The organism is Metabacillus indicus LMG 22858 (assembly GCF_000708755.2).
In the GTDB taxonomy this organism is placed as follows: domain Bacteria; phylum Bacillota; class Bacilli; order Bacillales; family Bacillaceae; genus Bacillus_P; species Bacillus_P indicus.
The window spans coordinates 1-17,390 of record NZ_JGVU02000005.1 but is presented as its reverse complement, the minus strand read 5'-3'; the positions used below and the strand labels follow the sequence as shown (position 1 = coordinate 17,390).

Sequence of the window (17,390 nt, the reverse complement as noted above, 5' to 3'; positions counted from 1 at the left end):
AAGGAGTGACCTGGATGATTACGAAACTTGACAAAAACGTTGTGCGTAAGAAAAGACACGGACGTGTCCGCGCAAAATTATCTGGTACAACTGCTCGTCCTCGTTTAAACGTATTTCGTTCTAATCAGCACATCTACGCACAAGTAATTGACGATGCTCAATCAGTGACAATTGCAAGTGCTTCAACATTAGATAAAGACCTTGCTCTTGATGCAAAAAGCAACGCTGAAGCTGCTGCTAAAGTTGGCGAATTAGTTGCTAAACGTGCAATCGAAAAAGGCGTTAAATCTGTTGTATTTGACCGCGGGGGTTACTTATACCACGGCCGTGTTAAGGCTTTGGCTGAAGCTGCTCGCGAAGCTGGTCTAGAATTTTAATAAAAAAAGGAGGGACACAGAGAATGGGTCGTATTGAACCAAACAAATTAGAGCTTGAAGAACGCGTTGTTACAGTAAACCGTGTAGCTAAAGTAGTAAAAGGTGGACGTCGTTTCCGCTTTGCTGCATTAGTAGTTGTCGGCGACAAAAACGGTCATGTAGGTTTCGGTACTGGTAAAGCACAGGAAGTTCCGGAAGCGATTCGCAAAGCGATCGAAGACGCTAAGAAAAACCTTGTTGAAGTACCTATGGTTGGTACTACTATTCCTCACCAAGTCATCGGCAGATTCGGTGCTGGAAACATCCTTTTAAAACCTGCATCTGAAGGTACTGGTGTTATCGCTGGTGGTCCTGTTCGTGCAGTACTAGAATTAGCAGGAGTTAGTGACATCCTTTCTAAATCACTAGGTTCTAACACTCCAATTAACATGATCCGTGCTACAATTTCTGGATTAACAGAACTTAAACGCGCTGATGAAGTTGCGAAGCTACGTGGCAAGTCGGTTGAAGAATTGTTAGGATAAGGAGGGAAACATGATGGCAAACAAATTAGCGATTACCCTCACTCGCAGTGTGATTGGTCGCCCAGAAGACCAACGTATTACTGTTAAAACACTAGGTCTTAAAAAAATGCACCAAACAGTAGTGCTTGATGACAATGCAGCGATCCGCGGCATGATCAACAAAGTATCTCATTTGCTAACAGTTAAAGAACAATAATATAGATCTTCTAATATCAAGGAGGTGTCCCGATGAAACTTCATGAATTAAAACCAGCAGAAGGGTCACGCAAAACACGTAACCGTGTTGGCCGTGGTACTGGTTCTGGTAACGGTAAAACAGCTGGTAAAGGTCATAAAGGACAAAACGCCCGTTCCGGCGGCGGTGTTCGCCCTGGATTCGAAGGTGGTCAAACTCCTTTATTCCAACGTCTGCCTAAACGCGGATTCACAAACATCAACCGTAAAGACTATTCGATTGTCAGCCTTGACAAACTTAATCAGTTCGAAGACGGTGCTGAAGTAACTGTTGAACTTCTAGTTGAAGCTGGAGTAATCAGCAAAGTGAAATCAGGCGTGAAAGTACTGGGCAACGGAAAGCTTGAGAAAAAGCTTACAGTTAAAGCCAATAAATTCTCTGCATCTGCTAAAGAAGCTATCCAAGCTGCTGGCGGTACAGTAGAGGTGATTTAATGTTTAAGACAATCTCCAATTTTATGCGCGTGGGTGATATCCGCAATAAGATCTTGTTCACCCTTCTAATGTTAATTATTTTTCGTATCGGTACGTTCATTCCTGTGCCTAACGTCAACGCTGACGTTTTAAAGGCTCAGGATGAAATGAATGTTTTCGGAATTCTTAACACCTTCGGAGGCGGTGCGCTGTATAACTTCTCGATCCTTGCGATGGGAATTATGCCGTACATTACAGCATCCATCATCGTGCAGTTATTGCAGATGGATGTCGTTCCGAAATTTACTGAATGGTCAAAGCAAGGTGAAGTTGGCCGTCGTAAACTAGCACAATTCACTAGATACTTTACGATTGTACTAGGTTTCATCCAAGCGTTGGGTATGTCTTACGGTTTTAATAATCTCGCTGGGGGATTATTAATTGAAAAACCGGGAATTACAACGTACCTTTTAATTGCAGTTGTCTTAACAGCAGGTACTGCTTTTTTAATGTGGTTAGGAGAGCAAATTACATCCAAGGGTGTGGGTAATGGTATTTCCATTATCATTTTTGCGGGGATTGCAGCAGGAATCCCGACAACTCTTAACCAAATCTATGTGCAGCAATTCCAGGACGCTGGAGATCAGCTTTTCTTGAACATCGTAAAAGTTGCGCTGATAGTATTAGCGGTAATCGCAATTATAGTTGGAGTTATCTTCATTCAGCAGGCTCTTCGCAAGATCCCGATTCAATATGCGAAGAACTCAGCAGGCCGAGCTCCTGCGAAAGGTCAGTCTACTCACCTTCCGCTTAAAGTGAATCCTGCCGGTGTTATCCCTGTCATCTTTGCGGTTTCGTTCATTATTACACCGCCAACAATTGCTTCGTTCTTTGGATCCAATGATGTTACAAACTGGATTACAAAAACGTTTGATTATACACAGCCTATCGGCATGGTTGTATATGTTGCATTAATCATTGCTTTTACTTACTTCTATGCATTTGTTCAGGTTAATCCGGAGCAGATGTCAGAGAATCTGAAAAAGCAGGGCGGATATATCCCGGGCATTCGTCCAGGGAAAAATACGCAGGATTATTTAACAAAAACTCTATACAGACTGACGTTTGTTGGTTCACTTTTCTTAGCAGCTATCTCAGTTCTTCCTGTATTCTTTATTAAGTTCGCTAACTTGCCAGCTTCTGCACAGATTGGCGGAACGAGCTTGTTGATCGTAGTAGGGGTTGCTCTTGAAACGATGAAACAACTTGAAAGTCAGCTTGTTAAGCGTCACTATAAAGGATTTATAAAACAGTAAGGTTATGGGACTTGTGTCCCTTTCCTTCTAAATAGAGACTGAGGGGGGTAATATTCTTGAATCTAGTATTAATGGGTCTGCCGGGAGCCGGTAAAGGCACACAGGCAGAACGAATCGTTGAAAAATATGAAATCCCTCATATCTCAACAGGGGATATGTTCAGAGCTGCCATTAAAGGTGAAACTGAGCTAGGTCTTAAAGCAAAATCCTTCATGGATCAAGGTGCTCTCGTTCCTGATGAAGTAACGATCGGTATCGTCCGTGAAAGATTGGGCAAGAATGATTGTGAAAAAGGTTTCCTGCTTGACGGGTTCCCGCGCACAGTTGCTCAGGCTGAAGCTTTGGAAAACATCCTGTCTGATCTTGATAGAAAAATGGATTATGTCATTAACATTGAGGTTGATAAAGACATCCTGATGGAACGTCTTACAGGACGCCGCATCTGCAAACAATGCGGATCAACATATCATCTCGTTTTCAATCCTCCAGCTGCTGAAGGACGCTGCGACAAATGCGGCGGTGAACTTTACCAGCGTGAAGATGACAACGAAGAGACTGTTGCTAACCGGCTTGAAGTAAACCTCAAGCAGACACAACCTTTGCTGAATTTCTATGAAGAAAAAGGATATCTGCGTAACATTAATGGCCAGCAGGACATCAACAAAGTCTTCGCTGACGTTAATGAACTGCTTGGAGGATTAGGTGAATGATCATTTGTAAGACTCCACGTGAAATCGAAATTATGCGTGAGGCTGGTCGCATTGTCGCATTGACCCACCAGGAACTCCAAAAACATATACAGCCTGGAATTACAACAAAAGAACTGGATGCAATTGCCGAAAAGATTATTCGTGCAAACCATGCAATTCCTTCTTTTAAAGGTTATAATGGTTTTCGCGGAAGCATTTGTGCTTCTGTGAATGAGGAGCTCGTTCACGGAATACCTGGAGATCGAGTATTGCGTGAAGGAGACATTATCAGCATCGATATCGGTGCGAAGTATAATGGCTATCATGGTGACTCTGCTTGGACTTATCCTGTTGGAAACATCTCAGAGGAATCCAAAAAGCTTCTTGAAGTGACTGAGGAATCCCTCTACAAAGGTCTGGCTGAAGCCAAACCGGGCGAGAGACTATCCAATATATCACACGCTATTCAGACGTATGTTGAACAGCATCAATTCTCGGTCGTACGTGAATATGTTGGACACGGCGTTGGACAGGATTTACATGAAGATCCGCAGATTCCGCATTATGGTCCGCCAAACAAAGGTCCGAGGTTAAAACCTGGCATGGTCTTGGCGATTGAGCCAATGGTGAATGCAGGAAGCCGATATGTAAGAACTCTTGCTGACAACTGGACAGTTGTTACTCAGGACGGCAAAATGTGTGCTCACTTTGAACACACGATTGCCATTACAGAAACTGGCTATGAAATTTTAACTAAAGCCTAAATCCGCAGGTGATATTGTTTGAACGAAGCCGAATCGAGTCCGCGCATAGGTCAGTTTGTCTATATTACTGAAGGCAGAGAAGCTGGACAATATGCTGTCGTGGTCAGTATTTTAGATGAACGGTTCGTATTTATAGCAGACGGAGAGAAGCGACCCTTCCACTCCCCTAAAAAGAAGAATGTGAATCATCTAGAGTTTATTGATCGCGTATCTCCGGAAGTTCAGAACAGTATAAAAGAAACAGGACGTGTAACAAACGGAAAACTCCGGCATGCCCTGAAGACGTTTGTCAATGAGCAAGCTGCTGATTTGAAGAAGGGAGAATAATGAATGGCGAAAGATGATGTAATTGAAGTTGAGGGTACCGTACAGGAAACATTGCCAAATGCAATGTTCAAAGTAGAGCTTGAGAATGGTCATACGGTATTAGCGCATGTATCTGGAAAGATCCGCATGCATTTTATTCGCATTTTACCTGGAGACAAAGTTACGGTAGAATTATCACCATATGACTTGACTCGCGGCAGAATTACGTACCGTTTTAAATAAAACACTCCGCAACTAAGGAGGTAAGAGAAATCATGAAGGTAAGACCATCGGTTAAACCAATCTGCGAAAAGTGCAAAGTCATCCGCAGAAAAGGTAAAGTAATGGTAATTTGTGAGAATCCAAAACATAAACAAAAACAAGGTTAAAACTGAAGGAGGTGCAGCTTAAATGGCTCGTATTGCTGGTGTAGATATTCCTCGTGACAAACGCGTTGTAATTTCATTAACATATGTTTTCGGTATTGGACGTCCAACTGCTGGAAAAGTATTAGCTGAGGCTGGTGTTTCTGAAGATACACGTGTGCGTGACTTAACAGAAGAAGAACTAGGTAAGATTCGTGATATCGTAGACAAGTTGAAAGTTGAAGGTGACCTTCGCCGTGAAGTATCCCTAAACATCAAACGTCTGATTGAGATCGGCAGTTTCCGTGGCTTACGTCATCGCCGCAGTCTACCTGTTCGTGGTCAAAATACCAAAAATAACGCTCGTACTCGTAAAGGACCTCGTCGTACGGTTGCGAACAAGAAAAAATAAGGTAAAGGAGGTTAACCGACAATGGCTCGTAAAACGAACACTCGTAAGCGTCGCGTAAAAAAGAATATCGAGGCAGGTATTGCTCATATTCGTTCAACATTTAACAACACGATTGTTACTATTACAGACGTACATGGTAACGCTCTTTCTTGGTCAAGTGCAGGTTCACTCGGATTCAGAGGATCACGTAAATCCACTCCATTCGCTGCACAAATGGCTGCTGAAGCTGCAGCTAAAGGTTCAATTGAACACGGTATGAAAACTCTTGAAGTAACTGTAAAAGGACCAGGCGCAGGCCGTGAAGCTGCAATCCGTGCTCTTCAAGCTGCTGGTCTTGAAGTAACAGCTATCAGAGACGTTACTCCGGTTCCACATAACGGATGCCGTCCGCCAAAACGTCGTCGTGTATAATTTTTCTGTATAGATTTTGTATCCCTGTCAATAATGGGTTATGATACAGTTAAAAAGTTCTCGCAGAAAATAACTATTTGTTGTTGTGCACATTCGGGACTTTATAATGGGGAATTTCGGTTAGACACACGCCTTGGAGCTTCATAATCTGTCTAGCCGGGGTTTCGACGTTTTGAAGGAGGGTTTATAGATGATAGAAATTGAAAAACCAAAAATCGAAACGGTTGAAATCAGCGACGATGCCAAGTACGGCAAATTCGTCGTCGAACCACTCGAGCGTGGATATGGTACAACTTTGGGTAACTCCTTACGTCGTATTCTCTTATCCTCACTCCCTGGTGCCGCTGTAACATCAATCCAGATAGATAGTGTACTCCATGAATTCTCTACGATTGAAGGCGTTGTTGAAGATGTGACTACGATCATCTTAAACATTAAAAAACTTGCTCTTAAGATCTATTCAGAGGAAGAAAAAACGCTTGAGATCGATGTACAGGATGAAGGAGTTGTAACGGCTGCAGATATTACTCACGACAGTGACGTTGAAATTCTAAATCCGGACCTTCATATTGCTACATTAGCGAAGGGTGCACATTTCCGTATGAGATTGACTGCGAAACGCGGTCGCGGATATACTCCGGCTGATGCAAACAAAAGAGAAGATCAGCCAATCGGCGTTATCCCAATCGATTCTATTTACACACCTGTAGCACGCGTGTCCTATCAAGTTGAAAATACACGTGTTGGTCAAGTGTCAAACTATGATAAACTTACTTTTGATGTGTGGACTGACGGAAGCACAGGTCCGAAAGAAGCTATTGCACTTGGTGCAAAGATTCTGACGGAACACCTTAACATCTTCGTTGGGCTTACAGATGAAGCTCAAAACGCAGAGATTATGGTGGAAAAGGAAGAGGACCAAAAAGAAAAAGTTTTAGAAATGACGATCGAAGAATTGGATTTGTCAGTTCGTTCTTATAACTGTTTAAAACGTGCAGGCATTAACACTGTACAGGAGCTTGCTCATAAAACAGAAGAAGATATGATGAAAGTTCGTAACTTAGGTCGTAAATCTTTGGAAGAAGTGAAAGCGAAACTAGAAGAACTTGGCTTAGGTCTTCGTAAAGACGACTGACGACTAGTTAACAAGTTAACTAGCGTTTTCGCGTGTTTCTAAAATTAACACACAGTACTAACGAAGGAGGGAACACATAATGCCTTACAGAAAATTAGGACGTACAAGTGCTCAGCGTAAAGCGTTACTTCGTGATCTTACTACAGATCTAATCATCAGCGAGCGCATTGAAACTACTGAGGCTCGTGCGAAAGAATTGCGTTCAACTGTAGAAAAAATGATTACTTTAGGTAAACGTGGGGATCTTCATGCCCGCCGCCAAGCTGCTGCTTACATCCGTAACGAGGTAGCTAACGAAGAAGGCACGCAAAATGCACTTCAAAAACTATTCAGTGACATCGCACCGCGTTACTCAGAACGCCAAGGCGGTTACACGCGCATAATGAAACTTGGACCTCGCCGCGGCGACGGAGCACCAATGGTCATTATCGAATTAGTTTAATCATTATTTTCTTTACTCAGAGGGCGGGTCAGTTTTCCTGAAAACTGGATCTATGCCCTTTTTTTGTACACTCAGACAGCCTCTCATGGTCATGAGGGGCCCATGAGTGCCGCAGCAGAGACAGAATAGAAGAGCATGGCTTTTGCGCCTGCGCAGGAGTACAGGTGAGGGAGGCAGCGATGGAAGAGACAATTATTGAAGTGGATCAGGTTACATTTCAGTATCATGAAGACGATGCAAGACCCGCCCTTAACGCTGTTTCGTTAAGTGTGAAAAAAGGCGAATGGCTTGCTGTTGTCGGACATAATGGTTCCGGCAAATCAACCCTTGCCAGAGTCCTCAACGGTCTTATACTGCCGCAGCACGGCCGCGTCGCCGTAAACGGCATTCCATTAAATGAAGACTCGATTTGGGAAGTGCGCAAACAAGTCGGAATGGTTTTTCAAAACCCGGATAATCAATTTGTAGGAACGACGGTTAAAGATGATGTGGCTTTTGGTTTAGAAAACCACGGAGTGCCGCGGGAAGAAATGAAAAAGCGCGTCGAATGGGCTACTCAAAAAGTGAAGATGGAAGAATTTCTGGGTCAAGAGCCGCACCATCTTTCAGGAGGCCAAAAGCAGCGCGTGGCCATTGCGGGCGTCATTGCCGTTCAGCCGCAGATCATTATTTTAGACGAGGCTACATCGATGCTTGATCCGCAGGGAAGAAGCGAAGTGATGGAGACTGTGCGCGAGCTTAACAGACAGGGAATTGTAACGGTCATTTCGATTACACACGACCTTGAAGAGGCCGCGAAAGCAGACAGAATTATCGTTATGAATGGCGGAGAGAAATTTGCCGAGGGGTCACCTGAAGAGATTTTTAAACTCGACCGCAAGCTGGTTGAAATAGGACTTGATCTGCCTTTTTCTTATCAGGTCAGCATGAAACTGCGAGAAGCAGGCATTGCTCTCTCAAAGAACTACTTAGACGAAGAAAGCCTGGTGAATGAACTGTGGACATTACATTCCAAGAGCTAGAGCACAGATATCAGGCTCGTACGCCATTTGAACGCCTTGCGCTGCATGACATAAACCTTGAGATTAAAGATCGCTCCTTTGTCTCGATCATCGGGCATACGGGTTCCGGCAAATCAACCATTCTTCAGCATCTGAATGGACTGCTTAAGCCTACAAAAGGTTCTCTGACTGTTGGTGATCGTAAAATCCAGGCAGGTAAAAAGATCAAAGATCTGAAACCGGTCCGCAGGGCAGTAGCCATCGTTTTTCAATTTCCGGAGCATCAGCTTTTTGAGGAAACGGTTGAAAAGGACATCATGTTTGGTCCTATGAATTTCGGCGTCCCAGAAGAAGAAGCACGGGAAAAGGCGCGCAATGCTCTCAAACTGGTCGGGCTTCCTGAAAACGTACTTCAGAAGTCACCGTTTGATTTGAGCGGCGGTCAAATGAGACGGGTCGCTATAGCTGGAGTTCTTGCCATAGAGCCTGAAGTGCTTGTGCTTGATGAACCGACTGCAGGGCTTGATCCGAGCGGAAGGAAAGAGATCATGGATCTTTTCTACTCTCTTCATAAGAGCAGGTCACTTACAACTGTTCTTGTCACACACAGCATGGAGGATGCCGCCCGCTATTCAGACGAAATTGTTGTGATGCATAAAGGCACCGTTCAGATGAAAGGCACGCCTGAAGAGATTTTCAGCCAGTCTGAAGTGCTTGTCTCAGCAGGGCTTGATCTTCCTGAAACCGTAAAGCTTCAAAAGACGATTGAGCAGAAGCTCGGGAAAGAGTGGAAAGGGATCTCACTTTCAATCGATGACCTTGTCAGTATGGTTGTACGCGGGATCAAAGGTGATGCCATATGATGAACAGCATGATTATCGGAAAGTATGTTCCCGGCGCCTCGCTCGTTCACAGAATGGACCCCCGTTCAAAGCTCACGATGATCTTTCTGTTTGTTTTCATCGTGTTTTTTGCCAACAATGCGGTGACGTATGCCATTCTCGGATTGTTTACCCTTTTTATCGTCGGTGCGACAAAACTGCCGCCAAGATTTCTATTGAACGGCTTAAAGCCGATCATATGGATCATCCTTTTTACGTTTATTCTGCATATTCTTGTGACAAAAGAAGGTCCTGTCCTGTTTGAAGCCGGCTTTCTTGCGGTTCACAGGGAGGGAGTGATCCAGGGGATTTATATTTCCCTCAGATTTCTGTTTCTTATCCTGCTCACGACCATCCTTACGTTGACGACAACACCGATTGAAGTTACAGACGGAATGGAAAGCCTGCTGCATCCTTTTAAAAAAATCGGTCTCCCGGTCCACGAACTTGCGCTGATGATGTCGATCTCACTCCGGTTTATTCCGACGCTTATGGAGGAAACGGATAAAATCATGAAAGCGCAGATGGCAAGGGGAGCAGACTTTACTAGCGGACCGATTAAACAAAGAATCAGCGCCATCATTCCGCTGCTTGTGCCGCTGTTTATCAGCGCCTTTAAGAGGGCGGAAGAGCTTGCTGTTGCGATGGAGGCAAGAGGCTACCAGGGCGGCGAAGGAAGGACGAAGCTTCGCGAGCTGACGTGGAGAGCCCTTGATACGATCATACTCGGCCTGCTGATTGCTGTAGGCATTGTTCTATTACTACTGCGTTCATAGGAGTTTACAATGAGGGTAAAATGCACCGTTTCATATGACGGAACAGGATTCAGCGGATTTCAGATTCAGCCCGGACAGAGGACCGTTCAGGGTGAAATTGAAAGAGGCCTGAAAAAACTGCATAAAGGGCAGGAAGTGAAAGTTTTTGCATCAGGCAGAACTGATGCAGGTGTTCATGCCATCGGCCAGGTCCTGCATTTTGATACAGAGATCTACATTCCGGAGAGCAGATGGCCGAATGCCTTAAATTCGCTTCTTCCAGGAGATGTGGCTATTCAGGCTGCAGCATTTATTGAAGAAGACTTTCATGCAAGGTACCATGTCCGTGCAAAGGAATACCGCTATAAAGTAAGCCGCTCGGAAGTCAGGGACGTGTTCAGCCGGAATTATGCGTATCATTATCCGTATAAACTTGATTATGTGAAAATGCGGGAAGCGATAAAGTTTCTGATCGGCACCCATGATTTTACAAGCTTCTGTTCAGCTAAAACAGATAAAGAGGACAGAATCAGAACTTTATATGATATCGAATTTTACGAAGAAGACGATGTTCTGACATTCCGGTTTGTCGGTGACGGATTCCTCTACAATATGGTCAGAATCCTTGTCGGAACCTTGATAAATGCCGGGCGGGGAGTGCTGGATCCTTACCGGATTCCAGACATCCTGAAGGCGCGTGACCGTTCCCTGTGCGGGAAAACAGCCCCGGGTTCCGGATTATATTTATGGAAAGTTTACTATGACAACTAAACCTGGTGTAACATTATCTTGACAATGTTGCCAGGACGTTATAAACTATCATATGGTATGTATTTCAACCCCACAAATAAGCCCCGGAAGAGTTTATCTGTGTTTTGAAATAGAATGATTAAATTTAAAATGAAAGATATTGGAGGGAAAATCATGCGTACAACATATATGGCGAAAGCAACTGAAGTTGAACGTAAATGGTTCGTGGTAGATGCTGCAGGCAAAACTCTAGGTCGTCTTGCCAGCGAAATCGCATCTGTTCTTCGCGGAAAACACAAACCAACTTATACACCACACGTAGACACTGGTGATCATGTAATTATCATCAATGCAGCACAAATCGAACTGACTGGAAAGAAACTGACTGACAAGATCTACTACCGTCACAGCCAATTCCCAGGCGGACTAAAATCAAGAACTGCTCTTGAAATGCGTACAAACTACTCTGAGAAAATGCTTGAACTAGCAATTCGCGGAATGCTTCCTAAAGGTTCTCTAGGACGTCAAATGTACAAAAAGCTGCATGTATACGCAGGCAGCGAGCATCCACACCAAGCACAACAACCTGAAGTTTACGAACTTCGCGGTTAATTATTAAGGAGGTTATTAATTTGGCACAGGTTCAATATTACGGTACTGGCCGTCGTAAAAGCTCAGTAGCGCGTGTTCGTCTCGTTCCAGGCGAAGGCCGTATTGTTATCAACGATCGTGAAGTAAAAGACTATATCCCATTCGCAGCTCTAATCGAAGACATCAAACAACCGCTTAACTTAACTGAAACAGCTGGAAGCTATGATGTTTTAGTAAGTGTTAATGGCGGTGGATTCGCTGGCCAAGCTGGCGCTATCCGTCACGGCATCTCACGTGCACTTTTAGAAGCAGATCCAGAATACCGCGGCACTCTTAAGCGTGCAGGTCTTCTGACTCGTGACGCTCGTATGAAAGAACGTAAAAAATACGGTCTTAAAGGCGCTCGTCGTGCACCTCAGTTCTCAAAACGTTAATTTTTTCTTCAAAAACCACAGCGGTTCTGCTGTGGTTTTTATTTTCCCCAAAGCAGACAATCTTTACCTCGCATGAAACCGTCCCCCGGAAAAACAATAGACTGAGGGGGCATATACATCATGGAAAAGATTACTTCACTTTCAGATAAACGAAGAGAAAAGCAAATAAACTATGAGCGCATCATCCTGAAAGAACTGACTCTCACCCAGCTGAAGGCGAAAGCCTATGAGTGTTTCGGTGTCTACATGCATTCAGGATCGATTGATTATTCCGCCATTGAAGAAGGCTGCATCGACTATTCTATAGAAGCCTTCCTGCTTGGTGCCAGCTACAGCAGATTCGGCTATTACGGCGAACCGCAGAAGTCAGTCAGCATGAGGTCAAGCCGGGAGGAAAAAGAGTTAACTGACCAACTATTTGATTACATGCTCATATGGGGAAACCACGGTGATGATTTTAAAAACGAATCGGTTTACTATGCATGTGAGCACCTGATTCATTTATGGTGGTCTGAAGGGTTTGAAAAAGGGGCAAAGAGGCTGAAGCTCAGACTTCATTAAAACGCTAATGCCCATTCATATTTCCTGTTTGTCCGCCATATAGTGGTAAAGGACGGGCAGGAGGGTGGAAAAATGAAAAATAAGCTGAGATGGTTCGGCTTTGGCGCAGGCTTCATCTTATTACTTTTATTATTTCAGTTTCAATTTAATAACGACAGCTCTTGGAAGTCGTGGAATCTGCCGCTTACAGGTAAGGTCATCTACATAGATCCCGGACACGGCGGACCTGACGGGGGAGCGGTAGGAACGGAGCATCTGGAAAAAGACATTGCCCTTGCCATTTCAAAGCAGATCAGAGACTATCTGCAGGAACAGGGGGCACTCGTCCTTCTTACAAGAGAAAGAGATACAGACCTTGCGGATAAGAGTACGAAGGGCTATTCAAAAAGAAAAGGCGAGGATCTGAGAAAACGCCTGAAGCTGATTAACGAGTCAGAGGCAGATATGTATTTAAGCATTCATCTTAATGCAATTCCCTCGAGACAATGGAGCGGGGCACAAACGTTCTACCACACCAAAATGGAGGAAAACCAGGTGCTTGCAAAATTTATTCAGGATGAACTAAGGCGCAACCTGGAGAACACTGACCGTAAAGCCAAACAGATGAATACAATCTACCTGATGAAACACATTGATAAGCCTGGTGCTCTGGTAGAAGTGGGTTTCTTATCTAATCCTGATGAAGCGCGCCTTCTTGGCACAGAGGAATATCAGGATAAAGTGGCGGCTTCTATCTATAATGGCATCCTGCGCTATATGACGAACGAGAAAAATCCTCCCGAGTAGGGATGGATTTTTTGTTTTTATTGCATAGTCTCAGGTATAAAGCCCGGAGTCCCAATTTTCTTTCAAATTATGATATACTGATGAAAACGAATACAACAAAGGGTGGTTAACATGCTGAATGAGCAAACAGCTCGCAAAATCGTCGGAGAACTAAATGAACCTTTTTTACATAGAAGCCTTGAAGAACTGAATGCCATAGAAGAAATTTCAATAAAAGCTGAGAAAAACCATATCAGCATGAAAATCGGTATTGCCAAGACAGGTACGTCTGAGCAGATGCAGCTTCAGCAGGAGATTGTCGCTAAACTCAAAGAAGCAGGCGCAGGCACAGTCGGTCTTCGCTTTACAGAGCTTCCCCAGGAAGTAACAGCAAAATATCAGGCGCCTAAACAAGAAGATCCTTCTTTGCTGTCATCAGCCAAGCAGCCTGTCTACATTGCAATTGCCAGCGGTAAAGGAGGCGTCGGTAAATCGACTGTTTCCGTTAATTTAGCTGTGGCTCTTGCCCGTCTCGGCAAAAAAGTCGGACTTATTGATGCGGATATCTACGGATTCAGTGTGCCGGACATGATGGGTATTACGAAACGCCCTGTTGTCAGGGGAGAGAGAATCATTCCGGTAGAGCGATTTGGCGTCCAGGTCATCTCTATGGGCTTTTTTGTAGAGGATAATGCACCGGTCATCTGGAGAGGGCCTATGCTTGGAAAAATGCTTAATAACTTCTTTCAGGAAGTAGAGTGGGGAGACCTTGACTACCTGCTTCTCGACCTTCCTCCGGGCACTGGAGACGTAGCGCTTGATGTTCATGCGATGCTTCCTTCCTGCAAAGAAATCATTGTAACGACTCCGCATCCTACAGCTGCTTTTGTTGCAGCAAGAGCGGGTGCTATGGCGCTTAGAACAGATCATGAAGTAGTCGGTGTCGTTGAAAATATGTCTTATTTTGAAAGCAGAACAACAGGGGAGAAAGAGTATGTCTTCGGCAAAGGCGGAGGAGAAAAGCTTGGACAGGAGCTTAATGTCCCGGTGCTTGGAAACATTCCGCTGCAGCAGCCTGACTGGAACGAAAAGGACTTTGCTCCTTCCGTATATGCAGCAGATCATCCTACTGGAGAGATTTACTCATCAATCGCTAAAAAGGTTGCAGAGATTGTGCCTGTAAATGTATAAACAAAAGCGCCAAAGGTTTGGCGCTTTTCTAAAGATGTATGACATTTAGAGCTTGATTGTCCAGCGACTCGGTACTCCGTCAGAACGGATCCGGCGGAAAAGTCAAATCCGGACTTTTCTTCCGGGTCCTTTTCTGCCTGTTGGACCTTGAGCAGTGCGATTTTCTCTATTGGCCGCCTTGTCCGGATTCTTCGGACTTGTCACCTTGTCCGGAGTCTCCTTCGCTTCCGCCTGAGCCTCCACCCTGCTTGTTCATTTCTTTCGCAGCTTTCGTCAGACTTTCCTCCAGTTTGGCTTTAAACAGGGGACTTTCAATCGTCTCTGTGATGACCTCCTGAAGGTGTTTGCGGTATTCCTGGCTTTGGAGAACCTTCATCGTCTGCTTCTCCATCTCGGGATTTTCAAGGACGCCAATGAGCATTTTTTGATACTCCGGGTCTTTCATGAGCCCTTTAATAACCTTCTCGTGTTCAGTCTGAAGGCTTTTTGCAAAGCTTTCACTGAACTTTGGGTCTTCAAATGTTTTTTTCCAGAACTCCTGTCCTTTTTCAGACGTCAGGGTTTTGGAAATGGTGTCAGAGACAATTTTCTGATCCATAATCAGGTTTTGCTTCATATCATCATTTTTAAGAATTTCCTGAATGGCTTTTTTTCCGTCATCGGTTTTTAAAATATCGACAACCATTTTCTTTGTTTCTTCATAATCGAGCTGTCCTGAAGGCTGATCTTTAGGTGCGCAGCTCGCAAGGAAAAAACACATGGCTGTAAGTGTCAGAATTGAGAGCAACCTTCGCTTTTCCATCATGCAAAGCTCCTTTCCATTTAGAGTTGCTTATTTCTAATATGAATGAATCGGCCTGTTTTAATACTGGTAATTAACATGGCTTTTTACAAAAGACACTGGTAAAATTTTTGGAGTAGAATACATATTGGGGGATACAATTGTGAACAGTAGAAATTGGGTTCGGTTATTTTTATCGACTCTGCTTGTTGGCGGCATCACTACGAGTATTACTGGTTTTGCCTTAAGATGGGGAGATTATAAAGAGTTTTTCTTGTCGTTTGACATTGTTGAGATTCTTTCCATATTGCTTTGGCTTGTCGGAGTCGGATTTATTTTCAGCATCATCAGCCAAATGGGGTTTTTCGCCTATTTGACGATTCACCGGTTCGGACTTGGAATCTTTCGGACGGCTGCTTTATGGAATGCCATTCAGATTGTTCTGATCCTGTTTGTCATCTTTGATCTCGTCTATTTCCGCTATCAGCTGTTCGCAGCAGAGGGTGAATCCGTTGTTCCTTATCTTATGGTTGCCTTATTTTTGCTGTTATTCAGTGCAGCGGTCGCTTATATCAAGATGAAACAGACAAACAAAATGGCTTTCATACCGGCCCTGTTTTTTATGACAGTCGTTACAACGGTCGAGTGGGTGCCTGCATTGCGTGTAAATGAAGGTGACTGGCTGTACTTAATGCTGATTCCGCTGCTTATATGCAATGCCTATCAGCTGCTGCTCTTATCTAAATTATCTCAAGCTAAAAAAAGCTGAGCCCTGTAATTCCGGGCTCAGCTTTTTTCATAAGATTATTTCACTTCCGTTGATTTGGCTGTTCCTCCCGAAATTAAATCCGCTACCGTTACGTTATTCAGGCCTTTTTGCTTCAGCCCTTCAACAATTTGCGGAAGTGCCTTCTGTGTCTGCTTGGCGGAATCAGAGGCATGAAGCAGGATAATATCTCCTCCCTGAACCGCATCGTTTACATTTTTCACAATGGTGCTGACACCTGGATTGGTCCAGTCATCTGAATCTACACTATAATGAACGACAGTGTATCCGTATCTTTCGGCTATCGTCAGAATCTCCTGATTGAAGTTGCCTGTTGGCGGCCGGAGAAGTTTTATATCTTTCAGTCCGAGTTCGCTGAATACATCCTGCGCCATGAGAATATCACGCCGTATTTCATCTGCCTCAAGCGAGGTGTAGTTTTTATAGGCATATCCCATGCTCCCGACCTGGTGTCCATCCTTTACAATTTGTTTCACTATCTCAGGGTGCCGCTCAGCCCAGGCTGCAGATAGAAAAAACGTCGCATTCGTCACACCATTTTTCTTGAGGGTATCAAGAATCGGCTTTGCCTTTTCATCCCCCCAGCTGATGTCAAACGTAAGGGAAACGCTGTTTGCTTTCTCTTCTCCCCTGAAAACAGCCTTTGGTCCGTCTGCTGTTGAGAAAACGGGAAATTGAAGGACATTTTCTATATATAGAATACCGGCAGTAAAGAGAGCGGCAATGACAATGATGAGCAGCTGTTTCACTTTTTTTATATGCAGTACATAGAAATTGTTCATTCTGATCAGCCCCGTCCCTAATGTTCTTGTCTCATATGTATGCCAAGCTGTGAAGAATATGATTAGAAAAATTCAAGTTGTGCCATAATGATAAAACTTACGCATCTTTAGAGGAGGATCACATGTCAAAAGGGTTTATCTTCAATGATAAAGAAGCTCAGGAAATGGAGCTGCTGCTTGAACAGGAACTTCAGATCATAAGCAATATTCTTATTGACGACAGTCTCACATTTGTTCAAAAAAGATCACTTCTTGAAAAAAGAGAATTGCTGGGCAACTTATACAAAATCATAAGCGGGAATATTGATTTTCATTTTATAAAAAATAATTTATAAAATATATTGACCTTGAAGTGGTAATGATGGTATATTATTCTTCGTCGCTGAGAAACAAATGGATTTTTAAAGTCTTAAAAAACTTCAAAAAATCCTGTTGACACAGTGATGGTCACCATGTTAAATTATATAAGCCGTCACCAATGACGAGCGAAAATGATCTTTGAAAACTAAACAAAACCAAAAGCGTACCAAACGTTTTATTTTTTTAAGTCAGCAACATTTATGAGTCACAAATTTTCTTCGGAGAGTTTGATCCTGGCTCAGGACGAACGCTGGCGGCGTGCCTAATACATGCAAGTCGAGCGGATCTCTTCGGAGATCAGCGGCGGACGGGTGAGTAACACGTGGGCAACCTGCCTGTAAGACTGGGATAACTCCGGGAAA

Annotated in this window: 27 protein-coding genes and 1 rRNA gene; 26 read left to right on the top strand and 2 right to left on the bottom strand. The window is 43.9% G+C overall.

The window, feature by feature from the left end; translation table 11 throughout:
* Positions 1-14: 14 nt before the first annotated feature.
* The 23 genes from rplR (at position 15) to AZ46_RS12840 (ending at position 14,318) form a co-directional block, all read left to right on the top strand.
* Positions 15-377 carry a 50S ribosomal protein L18 gene (rplR, locus tag AZ46_RS12950; protein ID WP_029282800.1) on the top strand — a complete coding sequence of 121 codons (363 nt, stop codon included), beginning with the start codon at positions 15-17 and terminating at the stop codon, positions 375-377.
* Positions 378-400: 23 nt separating this feature from the next.
* Positions 401-901 carry a 30S ribosomal protein S5 gene (gene rpsE / locus AZ46_RS12945; RefSeq protein ID WP_029282798.1) on the top strand — a complete coding sequence of 167 codons (501 nt, stop codon included), beginning with the start codon at positions 401-403 and terminating at the stop codon, positions 899-901.
* Positions 902-914: 13 nt separating this feature from the next.
* On the top strand, positions 915-1,097 hold the full coding sequence (rpmD, locus tag AZ46_RS12940) for a 50S ribosomal protein L30 (protein WP_029282796.1): 183 nt from the start codon (positions 915-917) through the stop codon (positions 1,095-1,097).
* 32 nt (positions 1,098-1,129) lie between these two features.
* Positions 1,130-1,570, top strand: coding sequence for a 50S ribosomal protein L15 (gene rplO / locus AZ46_RS12935; protein WP_029282794.1), 441 nt, complete (start codon positions 1,130-1,132; stop codon positions 1,568-1,570).
* Positions 1,570-2,865, top strand: coding sequence for a preprotein translocase subunit SecY (gene secY, locus AZ46_RS12930; protein ID WP_029282792.1), 1,296 nt, complete (start codon positions 1,570-1,572; stop codon positions 2,863-2,865). Before rplO ends, secY begins: the two co-directional genes overlap by 1 nt.
* Before the next feature lie 56 nt (positions 2,866-2,921).
* Positions 2,922-3,575 (top strand): adenylate kinase, encoded by a 654-nt coding sequence (locus AZ46_RS12925; protein ID WP_029282790.1) that lies wholly within the window; start codon positions 2,922-2,924, stop codon positions 3,573-3,575.
* Positions 3,572-4,318 (top strand): type I methionyl aminopeptidase, encoded by a 747-nt coding sequence (gene map / locus AZ46_RS12920; RefSeq protein WP_029282789.1) that lies wholly within the window; start codon positions 3,572-3,574, stop codon positions 4,316-4,318. Before AZ46_RS12925 ends, map begins: the two co-directional genes overlap by 4 nt.
* Positions 4,319-4,336: 18 nt before the next feature.
* Positions 4,337-4,645: a KOW domain-containing RNA-binding protein gene (locus AZ46_RS12915; protein ID WP_029282787.1), complete on the top strand. Its 309-nt coding sequence runs from the start codon at positions 4,337-4,339 to the stop codon at positions 4,643-4,645.
* Positions 4,646-4,648: 3 nt separating this feature from the next.
* Positions 4,649-4,867 carry a translation initiation factor IF-1 gene (infA, locus tag AZ46_RS12910; protein ID WP_028390440.1) on the top strand — a complete coding sequence of 73 codons (219 nt, stop codon included), beginning with the start codon at positions 4,649-4,651 and terminating at the stop codon, positions 4,865-4,867.
* Between the two features lie 32 nt (positions 4,868-4,899).
* Positions 4,900-5,013 (top strand): 50S ribosomal protein L36, encoded by a 114-nt coding sequence (rpmJ, locus tag AZ46_RS12905; RefSeq protein ID WP_003156543.1) that lies wholly within the window; start codon positions 4,900-4,902, stop codon positions 5,011-5,013.
* A gap of 22 nt (positions 5,014-5,035) precedes the next feature.
* Positions 5,036-5,401, top strand: coding sequence for a 30S ribosomal protein S13 (gene rpsM / locus AZ46_RS12900; protein WP_029282779.1), 366 nt, complete (start codon positions 5,036-5,038; stop codon positions 5,399-5,401).
* Positions 5,402-5,422: 21 nt separating this feature from the next.
* Positions 5,423-5,812: a 30S ribosomal protein S11 gene (rpsK, locus tag AZ46_RS12895; protein ID WP_029282777.1), complete on the top strand. Its 390-nt coding sequence runs from the start codon at positions 5,423-5,425 to the stop codon at positions 5,810-5,812.
* 190 nt (positions 5,813-6,002) lie between these two features.
* On the top strand, positions 6,003-6,947 hold the full coding sequence (locus AZ46_RS12890; RefSeq protein WP_029282775.1) for a DNA-directed RNA polymerase subunit alpha: 945 nt from the start codon (positions 6,003-6,005) through the stop codon (positions 6,945-6,947).
* 79 nt (positions 6,948-7,026) lie between these two features.
* Positions 7,027-7,389, top strand: a complete 363-nt coding sequence (rplQ, locus tag AZ46_RS12885; protein ID WP_029282773.1) for a 50S ribosomal protein L17 — start codon at positions 7,027-7,029, stop codon at positions 7,387-7,389.
* 179 nt (positions 7,390-7,568) lie between these two features.
* A complete protein-coding gene (locus AZ46_RS12880; protein ID WP_029282771.1) occupies positions 7,569-8,411 on the top strand; it encodes an energy-coupling factor ABC transporter ATP-binding protein in 843 nt (280 codons plus the stop codon).
* Positions 8,387-9,253 carry an energy-coupling factor ABC transporter ATP-binding protein gene (locus tag AZ46_RS12875; protein ID WP_029282769.1) on the top strand — a complete coding sequence of 289 codons (867 nt, stop codon included), beginning with the start codon at positions 8,387-8,389 and terminating at the stop codon, positions 9,251-9,253. The genes AZ46_RS12880 and AZ46_RS12875 overlap by 25 nt, the downstream gene beginning before the upstream one ends.
* On the top strand, positions 9,250-10,047 hold the full coding sequence (locus AZ46_RS12870) for an energy-coupling factor transporter transmembrane component T family protein (protein ID WP_029282767.1): 798 nt from the start codon (positions 9,250-9,252) through the stop codon (positions 10,045-10,047). Before AZ46_RS12875 ends, AZ46_RS12870 begins: the two co-directional genes overlap by 4 nt.
* Before the next feature lie 9 nt (positions 10,048-10,056).
* Positions 10,057-10,797 (top strand): tRNA pseudouridine(38-40) synthase TruA, encoded by a 741-nt coding sequence (gene truA / locus AZ46_RS12865; RefSeq protein WP_029282765.1) that lies wholly within the window; start codon positions 10,057-10,059, stop codon positions 10,795-10,797.
* 153 nt (positions 10,798-10,950) lie between these two features.
* Positions 10,951-11,388 (top strand): 50S ribosomal protein L13, encoded by a 438-nt coding sequence (gene rplM / locus AZ46_RS12860; protein WP_029282762.1) that lies wholly within the window; start codon positions 10,951-10,953, stop codon positions 11,386-11,388.
* Between the two features lie 20 nt (positions 11,389-11,408).
* Positions 11,409-11,801 carry a 30S ribosomal protein S9 gene (rpsI, locus tag AZ46_RS12855; RefSeq protein ID WP_029282760.1) on the top strand — a complete coding sequence of 131 codons (393 nt, stop codon included), beginning with the start codon at positions 11,409-11,411 and terminating at the stop codon, positions 11,799-11,801.
* Positions 11,802-11,921: 120 nt separating this feature from the next.
* Positions 11,922-12,362, top strand: a complete 441-nt coding sequence (locus AZ46_RS12850; RefSeq protein WP_029282758.1) for a DUF2521 family protein — start codon at positions 11,922-11,924, stop codon at positions 12,360-12,362.
* Positions 12,363-12,434: 72 nt separating this feature from the next.
* A complete protein-coding gene (cwlD, locus tag AZ46_RS12845) occupies positions 12,435-13,148 on the top strand; it encodes an N-acetylmuramoyl-L-alanine amidase CwlD (RefSeq protein WP_029282756.1) in 714 nt (237 codons plus the stop codon).
* Between the two features lie 111 nt (positions 13,149-13,259).
* On the top strand, positions 13,260-14,318 hold the full coding sequence (locus AZ46_RS12840) for an Mrp/NBP35 family ATP-binding protein (protein ID WP_029282754.1): 1,059 nt from the start codon (positions 13,260-13,262) through the stop codon (positions 14,316-14,318).
* Between the two features lie 166 nt (positions 14,319-14,484).
* On the opposite strand, the gene gerD is transcribed toward AZ46_RS12840, so the two are convergent.
* Complete coding sequence (gerD, locus tag AZ46_RS12835) at positions 14,485-15,120, bottom strand: spore germination lipoprotein GerD (RefSeq protein WP_081414211.1); 636 nt, start codon at positions 15,118-15,120, stop codon at positions 14,485-14,487.
* A 142-nt stretch (positions 15,121-15,262) separates the two neighbouring features.
* On the opposite strand from gerD, the gene AZ46_RS12830 reads away from it, so the two are divergent.
* Positions 15,263-15,868 carry a KinB-signaling pathway activation protein gene (locus AZ46_RS12830; RefSeq protein ID WP_029282750.1) on the top strand — a complete coding sequence of 202 codons (606 nt, stop codon included), beginning with the start codon at positions 15,263-15,265 and terminating at the stop codon, positions 15,866-15,868.
* Positions 15,869-15,903: 35 nt separating this feature from the next.
* On the opposite strand, the gene pdaB is transcribed toward AZ46_RS12830, so the two are convergent.
* Complete coding sequence (gene pdaB / locus AZ46_RS12825) at positions 15,904-16,668, bottom strand: polysaccharide deacetylase family sporulation protein PdaB (RefSeq protein ID WP_029282748.1); 765 nt, start codon at positions 16,666-16,668, stop codon at positions 15,904-15,906.
* 122 nt (positions 16,669-16,790) lie between these two features.
* Between pdaB and AZ46_RS12820 the strand changes: the two genes are divergently transcribed.
* Positions 16,791-17,003: a hypothetical protein gene (locus tag AZ46_RS12820; protein WP_029282746.1), complete on the top strand. Its 213-nt coding sequence runs from the start codon at positions 16,791-16,793 to the stop codon at positions 17,001-17,003.
* Positions 17,004-17,243: 240 nt separating this feature from the next.
* A 16S ribosomal RNA gene (locus AZ46_RS12815) occupies positions 17,244-17,390 on the top strand; the annotation flags it as partial.

Bases quoted from the DNA above. Each gene is read 5' to 3' on its own strand.
- rplR (WP_029282800.1), top strand. From the start codon at position 15: ATGATTACGAAACTTGACAAAAACGTTGTGCGTAAGAAAAGACACGGA.
- rpsE (WP_029282798.1), top strand. From the start codon at position 401: ATGGGTCGTATTGAACCAAACAAATTAGAGCTTGAAGAACGCGTTGTT.
- rpmD (WP_029282796.1), top strand. From the start codon at position 915: ATGGCAAACAAATTAGCGATTACCCTCACTCGCAGTGTGATTGGTCGC.
- rplO (WP_029282794.1), top strand. From the start codon at position 1,130: ATGAAACTTCATGAATTAAAACCAGCAGAAGGGTCACGCAAAACACGT.
- secY (WP_029282792.1), top strand. From the start codon at position 1,570: ATGTTTAAGACAATCTCCAATTTTATGCGCGTGGGTGATATCCGCAAT.
- map (WP_029282789.1), top strand. From the start codon at position 3,572: ATGATCATTTGTAAGACTCCACGTGAAATCGAAATTATGCGTGAGGCT.
- infA (WP_028390440.1), top strand. From the start codon at position 4,649: ATGGCGAAAGATGATGTAATTGAAGTTGAGGGTACCGTACAGGAAACA.
- rpmJ (WP_003156543.1), top strand. From the start codon at position 4,900: ATGAAGGTAAGACCATCGGTTAAACCAATCTGCGAAAAGTGCAAAGTC.
- rpsM (WP_029282779.1), top strand. From the start codon at position 5,036: ATGGCTCGTATTGCTGGTGTAGATATTCCTCGTGACAAACGCGTTGTA.
- rpsK (WP_029282777.1), top strand. From the start codon at position 5,423: ATGGCTCGTAAAACGAACACTCGTAAGCGTCGCGTAAAAAAGAATATC.
- AZ46_RS12890 (WP_029282775.1), top strand. From the start codon at position 6,003: ATGATAGAAATTGAAAAACCAAAAATCGAAACGGTTGAAATCAGCGAC.
- rplQ (WP_029282773.1), top strand. From the start codon at position 7,027: ATGCCTTACAGAAAATTAGGACGTACAAGTGCTCAGCGTAAAGCGTTA.
- AZ46_RS12880 (WP_029282771.1), top strand. From the start codon at position 7,569: ATGGAAGAGACAATTATTGAAGTGGATCAGGTTACATTTCAGTATCAT.
- AZ46_RS12870 (WP_029282767.1), top strand. From the start codon at position 9,250: ATGATGAACAGCATGATTATCGGAAAGTATGTTCCCGGCGCCTCGCTC.
- truA (WP_029282765.1), top strand. From the start codon at position 10,057: ATGAGGGTAAAATGCACCGTTTCATATGACGGAACAGGATTCAGCGGA.
- rplM (WP_029282762.1), top strand. From the start codon at position 10,951: ATGCGTACAACATATATGGCGAAAGCAACTGAAGTTGAACGTAAATGG.
- AZ46_RS12850 (WP_029282758.1), top strand. From the start codon at position 11,922: ATGGAAAAGATTACTTCACTTTCAGATAAACGAAGAGAAAAGCAAATA.
- cwlD (WP_029282756.1), top strand. From the start codon at position 12,435: ATGAAAAATAAGCTGAGATGGTTCGGCTTTGGCGCAGGCTTCATCTTA.
- AZ46_RS12840 (WP_029282754.1), top strand. From the start codon at position 13,260: ATGCTGAATGAGCAAACAGCTCGCAAAATCGTCGGAGAACTAAATGAA.
- gerD (WP_081414211.1), bottom strand. From the start codon at position 15,120: ATGGAAAAGCGAAGGTTGCTCTCAATTCTGACACTTACAGCCATGTGT.
- pdaB (WP_029282748.1), bottom strand. From the start codon at position 16,668: ATGAACAATTTCTATGTACTGCATATAAAAAAAGTGAAACAGCTGCTC.
- AZ46_RS12820 (WP_029282746.1), top strand. From the start codon at position 16,791: ATGTCAAAAGGGTTTATCTTCAATGATAAAGAAGCTCAGGAAATGGAG.